12 protein-coding genes are annotated in these 13,371 nt (G+C 51.9%); 9 read left to right on the top strand and 3 right to left on the bottom strand.

Translation table 11 applies throughout. From position 1 onward, the window contains the following. Positions 1-28 precede the first annotated feature (28 nt). The 5 genes from ACAW87_RS14975 to ACAW87_RS14955 all read left to right on the top strand — a co-directional run bounded on the left by ACAW87_RS14975 (position 29) and on the right by ACAW87_RS14955 (position 5,453). Positions 29-2,386 (top strand): T9SS type B sorting domain-containing protein, encoded by a 2,358-nt coding sequence (locus ACAW87_RS14975; protein ID WP_370724261.1) that lies wholly within the window; start codon positions 29-31, stop codon positions 2,384-2,386. Between the two features lie 26 nt (positions 2,387-2,412). Then, positions 2,413-3,306, top strand: a complete 894-nt coding sequence (locus tag ACAW87_RS14970) for a ChaN family lipoprotein (RefSeq protein ID WP_370724259.1) — start codon at positions 2,413-2,415, stop codon at positions 3,304-3,306. Between the two features lie 5 nt (positions 3,307-3,311). Next, positions 3,312-4,706 (top strand): high affinity choline transporter 1, encoded by a 1,395-nt coding sequence (locus ACAW87_RS14965; RefSeq protein WP_370724257.1) that lies wholly within the window; start codon positions 3,312-3,314, stop codon positions 4,704-4,706. Between the two features lie 76 nt (positions 4,707-4,782). After that, positions 4,783-5,085 (top strand): type II toxin-antitoxin system HigB family toxin, encoded by a 303-nt coding sequence (locus ACAW87_RS14960; RefSeq protein ID WP_370724255.1) that lies wholly within the window; start codon positions 4,783-4,785, stop codon positions 5,083-5,085. 2 nt (positions 5,086-5,087) lie between these two features. Beyond that, entirely contained in the window at positions 5,088-5,453 is a 366-nt protein-coding gene (locus ACAW87_RS14955; protein WP_370724253.1) for a helix-turn-helix domain-containing protein, read from the top strand. Positions 5,454-5,469: 16 nt separating this feature from the next. Here the strand turns inward: ACAW87_RS14955 and ACAW87_RS14950 are convergent, their stop codons facing one another. Beyond that, positions 5,470-5,910 (bottom strand): NUDIX hydrolase, encoded by a 441-nt coding sequence (locus ACAW87_RS14950; protein ID WP_370724252.1) that lies wholly within the window; start codon positions 5,908-5,910, stop codon positions 5,470-5,472. Positions 5,911-6,036: 126 nt separating this feature from the next. Here ACAW87_RS14950 and ACAW87_RS14945 point away from each other — a divergent pair, with 126 nt between their 5' ends. Then, the gene (locus ACAW87_RS14945) at positions 6,037-6,747 is read left to right on the top strand and encodes a ThuA domain-containing protein (RefSeq protein WP_370724250.1); all 711 of its coding nucleotides are present in this window, start codon (positions 6,037-6,039) and stop codon (positions 6,745-6,747) included. A gap of 97 nt (positions 6,748-6,844) precedes the next feature. Here ACAW87_RS14945 and ACAW87_RS14940 read toward each other — a convergent pair whose 3' ends face one another. Both ACAW87_RS14940 and ACAW87_RS14935 read right to left on the bottom strand, forming a co-directional pair. Next, entirely contained in the window at positions 6,845-7,870 is a 1,026-nt protein-coding gene (locus ACAW87_RS14940) for an MBL fold metallo-hydrolase (RefSeq protein ID WP_370724249.1), read from the bottom strand. A gap of 210 nt (positions 7,871-8,080) precedes the next feature. Next, positions 8,081-9,085, bottom strand: coding sequence for a T9SS type A sorting domain-containing protein (locus tag ACAW87_RS14935; RefSeq protein WP_370724247.1), 1,005 nt, complete (start codon positions 9,083-9,085; stop codon positions 8,081-8,083). A 154-nt stretch (positions 9,086-9,239) separates the two neighbouring features. Between ACAW87_RS14935 and ACAW87_RS14930 the strand changes: the two genes are divergently transcribed. The 3 genes from ACAW87_RS14930 (at position 9,240) to hemB (ending at position 13,189) form a co-directional block, all read left to right on the top strand. Continuing rightward, positions 9,240-11,225, top strand: coding sequence for a sensor histidine kinase (locus ACAW87_RS14930; protein WP_370724246.1), 1,986 nt, complete (start codon positions 9,240-9,242; stop codon positions 11,223-11,225). A gap of 132 nt (positions 11,226-11,357) precedes the next feature. Next, positions 11,358-12,044, top strand: a complete 687-nt coding sequence (locus tag ACAW87_RS14925) for a response regulator transcription factor (protein WP_370724244.1) — start codon at positions 11,358-11,360, stop codon at positions 12,042-12,044. A gap of 170 nt (positions 12,045-12,214) precedes the next feature. After that, entirely contained in the window at positions 12,215-13,189 is a 975-nt protein-coding gene (gene hemB / locus ACAW87_RS14920; protein WP_370724242.1) for a porphobilinogen synthase, read from the top strand. Positions 13,190-13,371 lie beyond the last annotated feature (182 nt).

Below are 13,371 nucleotides of genomic sequence, written 5' to 3'. Positions count from 1 at the left end.
TCTAGTAGAGTATTTGACTTATTGGCGTATGGCTCGATCGTTCTACAAGCTTTTCCTGGCGTTACTACTATTGCCGGTACTGAGTTGGGCAGGCCATCAGGTTGGTGGGGAGCTTACCATGCGGGCTGTTGGCGATGTACCTGGTCACTTTGTGGTTACAGTCACCAATTACTTTGAAAACAACAACCGCGCCTCTATAACCACCAACGCATCGATCAGCATTTATCGGAAGCGCGATCATGTGCGTATCACGAGTTTCAACGCCAACGAATCGGGCCAGCGCACGGCGGTTATCTACGCCCAGTCGTATTGCGCCACACAACGAAATCTGAATTTTATCAGAGCTACGTTTACGGCCGATATTCAGTTATCGCCAGCGCAGTATACCGACCCCGACGGATACTACATGTCGTACCAGACGCGCTTCCGGAATGGCGGCATCGATAATATAACCAACCCAGACCGGGCTGGTTTTACGTTTTACCTGGAATTTCCTCCGCTGACCACTACCGGCAAATACATTCACAATTCGTCGCCAGAATTTACATCCCTCAATGGTGAATATGTGTGTGTAAATAAACCCTTTACGTATGCCTTTGGTGCTACCGACCCCGATGGCGATGAACTGCGCTACAGTATGTCGACGCCCCTCAATCAGGTAGCTAATAACCAGTCAACCAGCCCTGGCCCGTATCCGGGCGTATCATTTGCCGCCGGTTATTCGGCCACCAATGCCATTCCCGGTAGCCCCGCGTTGAGCGTCGATTCACAAACGGGCCAGTTATCCGTAACGGCTTCGCGGGTGGGATTGTATGTGTTTGCCGTACGCGTTGATGAGTACCGGAATGGGCAGAAGATTGGCGAGGTACGCCGCGATTTTCAGCTATTGGTGGTCGAATGCCCGGATACAAAAGCGCCAGATCCGGTGGTCCAGATCGAGGGATTGCCTGTTACGACGACCAAGACCACGCTCTGCCCCGGCGAATCGGCCAACCTGATGGCCACCGCCAACCCCAACTGGAATTATCAGTGGCAACGCAACGGTATTAACCTGAACAATGCTACTAGCAGTGATTTGACCGTTACCGAACAGGGCGAGTACACAGTTCAGGTTTCCCTGAAAAATGCCTGTACGCAGGTAGGCAGCACGCAAAGCCTGACCATCAATTCGCTGAATACCACGCCAACACTTACTTCTACCGGTCAACTATGCGCTACCTATGGATCGGCCACGCTACAGGTGTCTAACGTACCTGACGTGAACTACCAATGGCTACGCGATGGGCAGGTTATACCGGGGGCAGCCGATGATTTCTTACTGACCACACAAGCGGGCGTTTTTCAGGCATTATTAACGCATAACATACTGGGTTGTCAGGTGCTGAGCGACCAGATCAGACTCCTTCGGGCCCCTGCTGTGTTGGCCACATTGAAACCAGCCAGTGGTTTCAACCGCATTTGTCCCATCGATCCGTTAGAGCTCATTGCCGATGGCGGCATCAGCTACCAGTGGGCGCACAATGATGTTCCTATTGCTACACAAACCGGCACCCGTTACACCACACAGTCAACGGGCACGTACAGCCTTACGGTTATCGATAGCAACGGCTGTACGGGCATTGCTACGCCACTCTCGCTCAGCGCCGTTCCACCTGTGACGCCCATTCTGGATAATCTGCCTCCGTTTTGTGGCACCGCTGCACCGGCACAGGCATTGGTTGGCACGCCAGCGGGGGGTGTTTTTGAAGGCCCCGGCACGCAGGATGGGCTATTCACGCCAGCCAGCGCCGGTATTGGTCAGCACATGCTTACATATTCTGTTCGGCCAGCACCCGAGTGCAGTGCCGTTATCGCCCGCCAAACGGTGAATGTCTACCCGATTCCAACGATCGATATGCCTGCTGAGCTGGTCACTTTCCGGGGCAATTCTATGACACTTCAGCCAGTTATCACGGGCGATCCAACCCAGTTCATCTGGTCGCCCAATACATTCCTGACCGATACACAAACGCCCGCAGCTCAGATCGAATCGATTCAAAACACCATTACCTATACCCTGCTAGTTACCAACGCGGGTGGTTGCACGGCGGTTGCCTCCACCCAAATCGACGTGGTTGACCGACTCTACGTACCCAATGCATTCACCCCTAACGGCGATAACCTGAACGACCGCTGGAATCTGATCAATCTGGCGGCCTACCCGGCTATCGACGTCACTATTTTCAACCGGTGGGGAACCGTCATCTTCCATGCCGTTGGCCCTGATCAGGAAGGCTTCGACGGGCGGCTCAACGGTGCCGACGTTCCCGGTGGCGTGTACACCTACGTCATCCGCCTCGACCCCCGCTTCCCTCCCATGCAGGGTCAACTGATGCTGCTTCGTTAAAGCGCATTTTCCCTATCTTCGTCGGCATGAGATCATTCATCGTACTCGCCGCCATCGTGTCGCTAACTGCCTTTCGCAGCGATAAGCAAGCCTACCAGTTTTACACCCAAACGGGCAAGTCAACATCCTACGAAAAGCTGCTGAAAGAAGCAGCCGGGGCCGATGTAGTGCTTTTTGGCGAGCTGCACAATAACCCCATCTGCCACTGGTTCGAGTTGCAACTGGCCAAAGATCTAACGGCCCTTCATGGCCGCAATCTGGTACTTGGTGCCGAAATGTTCGAAGCCGATAATCAACAGGCGCTGACCCGGTATGTGAGCGGGCAAACGACCGACAAGGAATTTGCCAAAGAGGCCCGGCTGTGGCCCAACTACACTACCGACTACCGCCCATTGGTCGATCTGGCGCGGGATAAAAAATTAACTTTTGCGGCTACCAACGTACCCAGACGCTACGCCAGTCTGGTATCGCGACAGGGTCTGGCGGCGCTTGATACAGTATCGGCAACCGGCAAGGCGCAAATGACCAAACTACCTTTAACCGTCGACTTAACGTTACCGGGCTACAAAGGCATGTTGGAGATGATGGGCACTCATGGCGGCTCAACAGCGGGTGGCCCGCAGGTAGAAAACTTTGCCCGGGCACAAGCCCTCAAAGATGCCACCATGGCCCGTTTTATTCTTGAAAATGGGCAGTTTACAGGTGATAAGCCCAGCCGAACCGTATTGCACTTTAATGGCGATTACCACTCGAAGAATTTCGAAGGCATTGTCTGGTATTTACGTCAACAGCAACCAAATCTGAAAATCGTGACCATCTCATCGGTTGAGGCCGAGGATATAACCAGGGCGCAAACTGAGTGGAAAGGATTGGCCACGTTTATTCTGGCTATTCCCGGCGATATGACGAAGACGTACTAACCGATATGCTTATCACCTGCATCTCGCTCTACTTGCTGTCGAACATCGCGATTGGAGCGTGGGCAGCGCGGCGGGTAACTACCTCACAGGATTTTGTGCTGGCAGGACGAGGTTTATCGCTTGTTCTGGCCACGTCGGTCACCTTTGCCACCTGGTTTGGCTCTGAAAGCATCATGGGTGCACCCGCCAAATTTGTAGAAGGGGGCGTGCTGAGTATCATTGAAGAACCGTTTGGCTCAGCACTCTGCCTGTTTCTGGTGGGTGCATTCTTCGCCCGGCCGCTTTACGAGCAAAACATCACTACGTTTTCTGATTACTTCCGCATCCGCTTTGGCCGTTCGGCCGAACTGGTCAGCGCGGTGATCATGATTCCCTCCTACTTCAGTTGGATTGCCGCTCAGTACATCGCTATCGGCATTGTGCTCAACGTGGTAATGGGTATTCCCATGGCCTGGGGTATCATTACCAGCGCCACCATTGTCATGATTTACACGCTGCTGGGCGGCATGTGGTCCATCTCGATCACAGACTTCCTGCACAACCTCATCATTATTCTGGCCCTGCTGGTACTGGCTTTTGTGCTGTATCCGCAGGTGGGCGGCCTTTCGGGAGTAGCCGCCAAAATGCCCGACAATTTCTTTCAGTTTTTGCCCCCTGCCAGCCTGAGCGGCTGGGCAACGTACCTGGCCGCCTGGATGACGATCGGGCTAGGCAGTATTCCGCAGCAGGATATTTTTCAGCGGGTCATGTCGGCCAAATCGGCGCGGGTGTCGGTGCAGGCATCGTACCTGGCGTCGGGCTTGTATTTATCAGTGGCGGCGCTACCTCTGTTTATTGCTCTTGCGGCCCGACTGCTTCACCCCGATCTGGCGGGCGCAGACGAGCAAAGCCGTCAACTGATTATTCCCAACATGGTCATGCGGCACGGCAGTCTTCCGCTGCAAATCCTGTTTTTCGGGGCGCTGACATCCGCTATTTTAAGTGTGTCAAGCGGCGCGGTTCTGGCTCCGGCCACTGTTTTTGGCGAAAACATCCTGAAGTTTTTCCGGCCCGATATCACCGATAGTCAGTTACTCAAATCCATTCGCTGGGCCATTGTTGTGATCTCGGTCATTTGCGTGGGTATGACGTTGCAGCGCACCACCAGCATTTTCGACCTCGTGGGCGAGTCATCGGCTTTCAGTCTCGTGTCGCTCTTTGTGCCGCTTACGGCCGGTATTTATTGGAAACGCGCTACCAACCGGGGCTGCCTATGGTCGATCATACTGGGCTTTCTCACCTGGTTACTCTGCCTCTGGCTCGATACTTCTTTCCCGCCCATGCTCTGGGGCCTCATCGCCAGCACAGTAGGCATGATTGGCGGAAGTTTGATAAAGCAAAATGAATCTACACTTACATAAATACCCGTATTACTTTCACTTTAAGAAAAAATAATTCACATTTGGAAATCCATTATACCCATTGCCTGTTATTTGAATGGTAATCATCAGTAAAACTGTGTTGAAGGAGTTTGGTAAAAACCATCCTGATGCTTCTTCAGCATTAAATGATTGGTATCATACTGTTCGTTCATCTGAATGGCGTACGTTCGCTGACATAAAACGCACGTTCAACTCAGTAGACTATGTTTCTAACAACAGGTATGTCTTTAATCTGAAAGGAAATCAATACAGGCTCGTTGCTTTAGTCTTTTTTTCTGTCCGTACCGTATATATAAAGTTCATTGGTACTCATGCAGCGTATGACCGAATAGACGTTACAACGATAGATTTAAAATAGCCATGACTATCATAAACTGGGATCAACACAAAGCTGGTTTGCAAGTCCTTGACCAACTGATCGAAGAAGGGTTTGAAGGCAATGCAGAAAGGGAAGCTCGCTTTACCGAGTTGGCTCTTGCTATTGAAGCTTATGAAGACAGTATTCCATTAATGCCAATTCGGATGCCGGAGACATTACCGGGTATGATTCAGATAAAAATGGCTGAACGCCAAATGAAACAAAAAGACATGGCGACGTTTCTGGGCGTATCATCGGCCCGGTTTTCCGAATTCATGAATGGCAAACGTCGCATTACTATCGACTTGGCCAAAAAACTCTACGAACGGCTCGACATTAGCCCTGAATTTATTTTAAAGCAGGCGTAAACTCTGTCAAAAAACCTCACCCGTAAAATGGCTGCTCGATGTAACCCAGGTACGTCGTGGGCAGCATAGCAGTATGATGCTCCTGAATAGCAGTGGCAACACTCGGGTACATAGCCAGGTCGGTCAACTCATCAACGGGTTTCCAGACAATGCTTTTAGCCGTTGTATGCACCGGATTCAGCGTGGGGTCACCGCCGAAGATTTCGCCGAAGAAAACGCAGTGAAGCACATCTTCTTTCTGGTTTGGGCGGGTCACAACGCCGCAAAATAGCATTTGAAACACCTGAATCTCAACGCCCAATTCTTCCATGAGTTCGCGTTCGAGGGTGGCTTCCAGATCTTCACCAGGGTCGGGGTTACCGCCGGGCAGGGCAAAAACGTCGGTATCGCCATAGCGATACTGCATCAGCAATACGGCATTATTACGAAGAAGAACAACAGCGGGGCGAACGGTCATTGTATTTTAAGTTGTACCGGGTAATTATAAGAAAAACTGCCTTTCAGTAAAAACGGAGGCTATATAGCTACACCATTAAGTTACGCAATTTTGAGCCTTTAACGCTATACAAACCATACTTTCCTCATGAAACTTTTTGCCATTCTGCTGCTTGCCAGCCTTACTTATTCATCCTACGCCCAGGACGCGGTACTGGTTTTCTCCCGCACAAAAGGATACCGCCACGCATCGATCGGTGCCGGGAAAGTAGCCTTGATGAAGATGGGGCAAGACAACAAATTCCGGGTCGATACCACGGAAGATGCCTCTGCTTTCACCTACGATAATCTCAAAAAGTACAAAGCGGTCATTTTCCTGAGCACGACCGGAAACGTGCTCGATACGCTTCAGCAGGACGCTTTCGAAAAATACATCAAGAAAGGCGGTGGGTACGTTGGCATTCACGCCGCCGCCGATACCGAGTATAACTGGCCGTGGTACAATCAGTTGTGCGGTGCCTACTTCCTGAGCCACCCCAAGCAGCAAAACGCCGAGGTGGAAGTCATCGACAAGAAACACCCCTCAACAAAAGGCCTGCCCGACCGCTGGAAACGGTTCGATGAATGGTACAGCTACAAGAAAATTGTTGACGGCCCAACCGTGCTGGCTAAACTCGACGAGAAAACGTATACCGGCGGAGCCAATGGCGATAATCACCCGATTGCCTGGTACCGCAAATTCGACGGTGGCCGGTCATTCTATACAGGCATGGGCCACACCGATGAAGCCTTCGTTGAACCCCTCTTCGTAGAACATTTACTAGGCGGTATTCGCTGGACCATGGGTAAAGCGAAATGATTTACGATTGACGAGTTACGATGTACGATTTATTGCTTACGCTTCATTTGCTCATGCGTGAGCAATAAATCGTACATCGTAACTCGTCAATTGTAAATCATTTAAACACCATTGCTTTCCCCTCTGTCGGTACAACGAACCGCTGGAGGGGAATTTTTTGTTTCAGGAGTTCCTTCGTCAGGTCGTCGCGCGGTTCAAAAAGACCATCGTCGCCCTGCTGGAAGGTACCGAAATGAATACCGATGCTCTGCGGCTGACCCAGGTCGTTGAACGCTTTTACCGCGTCGATGGGCGACATATGCACGGGAGCCATGAACCAGGTAGGTCGGTATGAACCAATGGGCAACATCGCGAATTTGATGGGTCCGGTTTCGCTGATTTCAGCCTGACGGGCAATTTTCGGAAACAGATCGCCGTAGCCCGTATCACCGGCGAAATAGATCGTACCAAACCGGGTGTGCAACAGATAACCGGCCCACAGTGTGCGGTCGCGATCACCCATGCCCCGGTTGCTGAAATGGCGCGCTTCGGTGCAGGTGATGGTCAGTTTATTTGATAAGACAAGCTTATCATTCCAGTCCATTTCGCGGGTTGCGTTGCCGCCCACTTTTTTGGGCAGATACGATACGCCCAATGGCGTAACCATTGGCGGATTAAAATCTTTCGCCAGCCGCTCTAACGTACCCAAATCGAGGTGATCGTAGTGGCAGTGACTGAGCAAGACCGCGTCGATGGGCGGTAACTCTTCATAGCGAATGCCCGGCGGACGACCACGTTTGATACCCAGCCACTTGGTTGGCCCAACCCTGGGCGACCAAACCGGATCGGTCAGGATATTGAGTCCGTCGACCTGAAGCAGAAAGCTCGAGTGCCCCACAAACGTAACAACCAGACTATCTCCAAAAACGCGATTCCGTGGTTTAGGGCCCGGTTGCGCATTGGGCTCATCAAGCCAGGGACCTTTGTCGCGGTTCAATAACCATTTCAGCACGCCTCCTTTCCGTTCAACAGCCGGTCCCGTATTAACGAACTTTTTCCCGTTGAAATGGTCGGTTACGGGTCCTTTGTAGCGCGGAGCACAAGCCGTAACCCAGAGAATGAGGAACAGAAAAGTATATTTCATACGCCGTTATGAACAGGATTCGATAAATGACGACACGAAGTTAAGTCAGGCACACGCATGAATATGTACGTACCTACCAACAAAAACCCCGGCTACATATCGGAGACATGGCCAGGGTTACAAGAAGTCTGCTGTCTTCTGTTGCTTCGCTGGGTCAAACAACGTACCTGAGCGAAGCAACAGAAGACAGTAAACTGTAAACAGAAAACTTTATTTCGAGGTAGTGTCTTTCTTCAACACCACACGGCGTACGGCACCGTCTTCATTTTGAGTGACAGTAACGAAGAAAACGCCTTCGGATTTCCGGCCCAAATCAACCTGACCGACAAACTCACCGGTGAAATCTTTCAACTCGCGACGGGCTACTTCTTTCCCTTTAGGATTAGTAACCACAATGAGCGCGTCACCTTTGCCGGGGGCACTGAACCGAACATTCAGCATGAACTTATCGGGATTGCTGGGATAAGCATCCAGCCCACGAATAGTCGACGCCTGCGAACCTCCGCTGCTTCGCGACCAGCTTTCAAACGGCCGCGCCAGCCGCTCGTTGAGCCCGCTCAGGCCCTGCACCCGCGAGAGCCGATCGGCCAGGGGCGCAAATTCACGCTCGAACGTGTAGCCAAACTCTTTCATGTTGTTTGCCAGTGAATCGAGACGACGGCGATCGAAACGAAACACGCGCGAACGGCGACCCAGCGAGTCATCATCAAACGTAAAGTTTCCTTCAAATTCAAAATCGCCGTTACCGAAGAGTGCGCGGGGCGGTTGCGGTGCCCGGGGGGCGCGGGGCGAGCGGGGAATCGTAGCTGTCCGTGGCGCACGCGGGGTGGGCATGCCATATACGCGAACAGGTGCGTCTGGCGACACAAACACATCACCTACTACGTTCTGCCCCCCGCCGTTGCGGTTGTTGAAGCGAATTCGGTCGGTGCCGCGTTCGTCTTCGATGGTCACCGAAATCTGGCTGTCTTTGCCTTTGCGCGTGGCCCGCAGCGAATCGATCAGTTTGTTGACAATAGCATCGCGTTTTTCATCGGTCATGCCATCGGTGCGGTAGGTACGTTCTATTTCGCGCAGTTCGTTGCCGTTCCGCTCAACTACTTTAAGCCGCATTTCGCCAGCGGTTTTGGTCGAGGCGGGCGTTTGGGCCATTGCTGTGGCAGCCAGACACGTACCTATTGCGAACTGGCACAGGATGTTCACTGTTTTTTTCATGGTTAGCGTAGTTTTCAGTGGTTTTCTCAGAACGATAAGCCACTAGTATGTTGCCTGTTAAAAGTTGTTAAGTCGATATGTGCGTCGGGGTTAGACGCGTACTTTGTATAGACGAGCCGCTTCGCCACCGCGTTGCACCGATCCTTTAAAATTAATGTCAACGAAACAAATTCGCTGGATTGTTCTTTCGATGGCTATTGGGCTGTTGGGTTTGGTAGGGTTTCAACTCTACTGGATCAGCAACGCCCTGCATTTACAGAAAGAACAGTTCGATTACAAAGTAACCGATGCCCTTCAGGAGGTTGTGCGCAGCCTGGAGCGGCAGGAGGCTCAGTATCAGGTCAGGCAGCGATTGGCGGCGCAACAGCAGCAGCAACAGTTGAAGGCCATTGGCAAAAGCAGCCCCCTGGCAGTTAACAATCAGAATTCAACGCCACGCCAGACTCCCACTCGCAGCGGGGTGGAGCAACCACCCCGACAACGTCAGCAGAAACCAACGGCGTCATCGGCTTATCCGCTGGAAGAAGGCATGCCCGGCACAGTGACCATTCAGATGGATGCCCTGCAACCCATTCACCGATCGCTCACTCCAGAACAACTACGAACTGTTGATGAATTTTACCGGCAGCAGGATTTATTGATTGCGGTGGGTGATCTGGAAGCTCAACTCATTCAGCAGGAACGATTTGGCCGTTGGATTGATCAGGTATTGCAAAGCCACATCAACGACGTGTTGCAATCCTCATCGGGCTTGGTTGTGCCCGACTCTGTGTCGAGGCTAGAACAGCAACGTACCCACAGCCCTACCACCAGCTTACCAAAACCGCTGAAGTCGAGGCAGAAAAAAGCAACCTTAACGGCGGATCAAGTAATTACTAATTCCGTGCCCGCCACCAGTTCGAGCAATCAGCCCGGAAGCGGCACGTCGGTTACCGATCAGTCGGAAATGATCAAGGATATTTTCCGGGGCGTGCTGATGGCCGATCGACCGCTGACCGAACGGGTAAATCGATTTATGCTCGATACGCTGCTTCGGCAGGCGTTGGGCGAGCGGGGCATCAGTATTCCGTTCGATTATGCCGTTCGGAGCCCGCAACTGGGCAATTTCCTGTTCACGTCGACCGGAAAGCCGTTGGGCAATAATCCGGTTATTTCTCAAAACGGAAATCAGCAACAGGTTGAGGAGTCGACGTATAAAGCAGCGCTGTTTCCCAACAATATGCTGGAAACCGGCAACTATCTCTACCTGTTCTTCCCCGATCAGCGGGCCTTCATTCTGAGCCGTATGACAGCCACATTGGCTGGCTCGGCCATTCTGATTTTGGTGATCATGGGCTGTTTCTACGTGGCTATCACTACCATTCTGCGCCAGAAAAAAATGGCCGACATCAAGAACGACTTCATCAACAACATGACGCACGAGTTCAAAACACCCATCTCGACCATCGGATTGGCCGTTGAGATGGCTCGTGATCAGTTATCGACCAGTATGGCACCCGCGCTGGTTGGTGCCGGGGCTCAGGGTAGCGGCGGTTCGGGCTTATCCGAGCGGCTCTCCAGGTACGTTAGCATCATCCGCGACGAAAATCAACGGCTGGGTTCACACGTTGAAAAAGTGCTGCAAATGGCGCTTCTCGATAAAGGCGAAGTGAAACTGGCCCTCACGCCGGTGAACGTGCACGACGTAATAGAAAAGGTCCTGAACACGATGAGCCTATCGATCGAGCAACGGCAGGGTGAGCTGGACATGGAGTTCGACGCCACCGACGAGGTCGTACTAGCCGATGAAGTTCACCTAACCAATATGCTCTATAACCTGATCGATAACGCCATCAAGTACTCGCCCGATCACTTAACCATTCGCATACGTACCTCCAACACCACCTTACCCACTGGAAAACCGGCCGTAGCTATTGCCGTTGCCGATCAGGGGCTGGGCATGACGAAGGAACAACTGAACCGAATCTTCGAGACCTTCTACCGCGTACCAACGGGAAATCGCCACGACGTAAAAGGCTTTGGCCTGGGGCTCAGCTATGTAAAGAAAATGGCGGAAGAGCATCAGGGACAGATTACCGTTAACAGTACCCCCGCAAAGGGCAGTGAATTTCAACTAGTTATACCTAATGTTGGAGTCTAAAAAGTCGATAGTCGGCAGTCTTGACAGTCTGTTTTAGTGTTGCTTACGCAGAACGTTTGCTCTTGCGTAAGCAACACTAAAACAGACTATCCAGACTGCCGACTATCGACTATTACCGACTTCTCTCCTCCTATGCCTTCTATTCTCCTTGTTGAAGACGATCCGAATCTTGGCCAGCTTACGCAGGAATACCTGACGTTGAAAGGCTACCCAACCGACCGCGCCACCGATGGCAACGCGGGCCTGCAGCAGTTTATGACCGGTCAGTACGACCTGTGCATTCTGGATGTGATGATGCCCAAGAAAGACGGTTTTACGCTGGCCAAAGAGATTCGCATGGGCGGGCGTGACGTACCCATCATCTTTCTTACGGCTAAATCCATGCAGGAAGACACCATTCAGGGACTGCGCCTGGGAGCCGATGATTACATCACGAAGCCCTTCAATATGGAAGAGTTGCTGTTGCGGATTCAGGCCATTTTGCGGCGGTATCAAGGCGCAGAAACTCAACCCGAAACGACCATGTATCAGATCGGTATGTTCCGGTTCGATTACCCGCATCAGTTATTGTTACGCAACAATGAAACCACCGGTCAGCGCCTGACCAGTAAGGAATCGGAGCTGCTTAAGTTGCTGGCTCAGAACCTGAATCAGCCACTGGGACGTAGTTTTGCCCTGAAAGTGGTGTGGGGTGACGACTCCTATTTCAACGCCCGCAGCATGGACGTATACATCACCAAGCTTCGTAAATACCTGAAAGATGACCCTTCGGTGCAGCTTGTAAATGTGCACGGCGAAGGATTTAAATTGGTAGCGTGAGGAATTGTCATTCGTTGTCATTTGTAGTCATTATGCTACGCTGTCATTTATTGTCCTTACGCTTCGCCGTCATTAAGTAGTCAGTCATTGTTATTAATGAGCGCCAATCAATGACAGCGAAGCGTAATGACTACCTAATGACAGCACAGCGTAAGGACAATTAACTAACTATGAACATAATTCGCCGCCCCCGCCGCAATCGTCAATCGGCTGCTATTCGCGACATGGTGCAGGAAACACGCCTGCACGCGTCTGATTTCATTTTCCCCGTTTTTATTCTGGAAGGAAAGCAGGTACGTTCTGAGGTCAGTTCAATGCCCGGTATCTACCGCTATTCGCAGGATCTGTTGCTCGACGAAATCGGCCGTTGCCTCGATCTGGGCATCACTACGTTCGATCTGTTTCCGAACCTGCCAGAGTCGATAAAAGATAAATACGCTACCGAAAGCCACAATCCCGACGGGCTGTATCTGCAAACGGTGCGCGCCATTAAAGAGAAATACCCCGAAGCCACGGTCATGACCGACGTAGCCATGGACCCGTACAGTTCGGATGGGCACGATGGCATTGTGGAAAACGGACAGATTTTGAACGACGAAACGCTGGAGGTACTTGGCCGCATGGCCGTTGCCCAGGCACAGGCCGGCGCCGACATTGTTGGTCCGTCGGATATGATGGATGGGCGCGTTGGTTACCTGCGTCAGGAACTGGACAAGGCCGGTTTTCATAACGTGGCGATCATGTCGTACTGCGCTAAATACGCGTCGGCGTTCTACGGCCCTTTCCGCGACGCGCTGAATTCGGCTCCGAAGTTTGGTGACAAGAAAACCTACCAGATGAACCCGGCTAACCGCCGCGAAGCCCTGATCGAAGCTGAACTCGACACCGCCGAAGGGGCCGATATGCTGATGGTTAAACCGGCGCTGGCTTATCTGGACGTCATCAGCCTGTTGCGGCAGAACAGCCATTTGCCCATCGCCGCATATAACGTCAGCGGCGAATATGCCATGATCAAAGCCGCCGCCCAAAACGGCTGGCTCGATGGTGAACGGGCCATGATGGAATCGCTACTGTCAATCAAACGCGCCGGTGCAGACGTGATTTTGACCTATTTCGCCAAAGAAGCCGCCGCGCTATTACGATAATATTTGATGGGTACGCGGATTTTCATGGGTACGCTGATCTCGCGGATTAAAAAGGATTTACGCGGATTTTTGGATTTAAAGGGATTTGCTCTGCTAAGGCTACACATCCGCTTAAATCCAAAATCTGTGTAAATCCCTTTTAATCCCCTTAATCCGCGTTCCATCATACATCCGCGAAAATC

This window comes from Fibrella aquatica, assembly GCF_041321135.1.
GTDB classification, from domain to species: domain Bacteria; phylum Bacteroidota; class Bacteroidia; order Cytophagales; family Spirosomataceae; genus Fibrella; species Fibrella aquatica.
The sequence above is the reverse complement of the archived record's forward strand: the minus strand, read 5'-3'. Positions and strand labels throughout refer to the sequence as shown.

Excerpts from the sequence above, each read along its gene's own strand:
- hemB (WP_370724242.1), top strand. The coding sequence starts at position 12,215 with ATGAACATAATTCGCCGCCCCCGCCGCAATCGTCAATCGGCTGCTATT.
- ACAW87_RS14960 (WP_370724255.1), top strand. The coding sequence starts at position 4,783 with ATGGTAATCATCAGTAAAACTGTGTTGAAGGAGTTTGGTAAAAACCAT.
- ACAW87_RS14965 (WP_370724257.1), top strand. The coding sequence starts at position 3,312 with ATGCTTATCACCTGCATCTCGCTCTACTTGCTGTCGAACATCGCGATT.
- ACAW87_RS14945 (WP_370724250.1), top strand. The coding sequence starts at position 6,037 with ATGAAACTTTTTGCCATTCTGCTGCTTGCCAGCCTTACTTATTCATCC.
- ACAW87_RS14970 (WP_370724259.1), top strand. The coding sequence starts at position 2,413 with ATGAGATCATTCATCGTACTCGCCGCCATCGTGTCGCTAACTGCCTTT.
- ACAW87_RS14940 (WP_370724249.1), bottom strand. The coding sequence starts at position 7,870 with ATGAAATATACTTTTCTGTTCCTCATTCTCTGGGTTACGGCTTGTGCT.
- ACAW87_RS14925 (WP_370724244.1), top strand. The coding sequence starts at position 11,358 with ATGCCTTCTATTCTCCTTGTTGAAGACGATCCGAATCTTGGCCAGCTT.
- ACAW87_RS14930 (WP_370724246.1), top strand. The coding sequence starts at position 9,240 with ATGTCAACGAAACAAATTCGCTGGATTGTTCTTTCGATGGCTATTGGG.
- ACAW87_RS14975 (WP_370724261.1), top strand. The coding sequence starts at position 29 with ATGGCTCGATCGTTCTACAAGCTTTTCCTGGCGTTACTACTATTGCCG.
- ACAW87_RS14955 (WP_370724253.1), top strand. The coding sequence starts at position 5,088 with ATGACTATCATAAACTGGGATCAACACAAAGCTGGTTTGCAAGTCCTT.
- ACAW87_RS14935 (WP_370724247.1), bottom strand. The coding sequence starts at position 9,085 with ATGAAAAAAACAGTGAACATCCTGTGCCAGTTCGCAATAGGTACGTGT.
- ACAW87_RS14950 (WP_370724252.1), bottom strand. The coding sequence starts at position 5,910 with ATGACCGTTCGCCCCGCTGTTGTTCTTCTTCGTAATAATGCCGTATTG.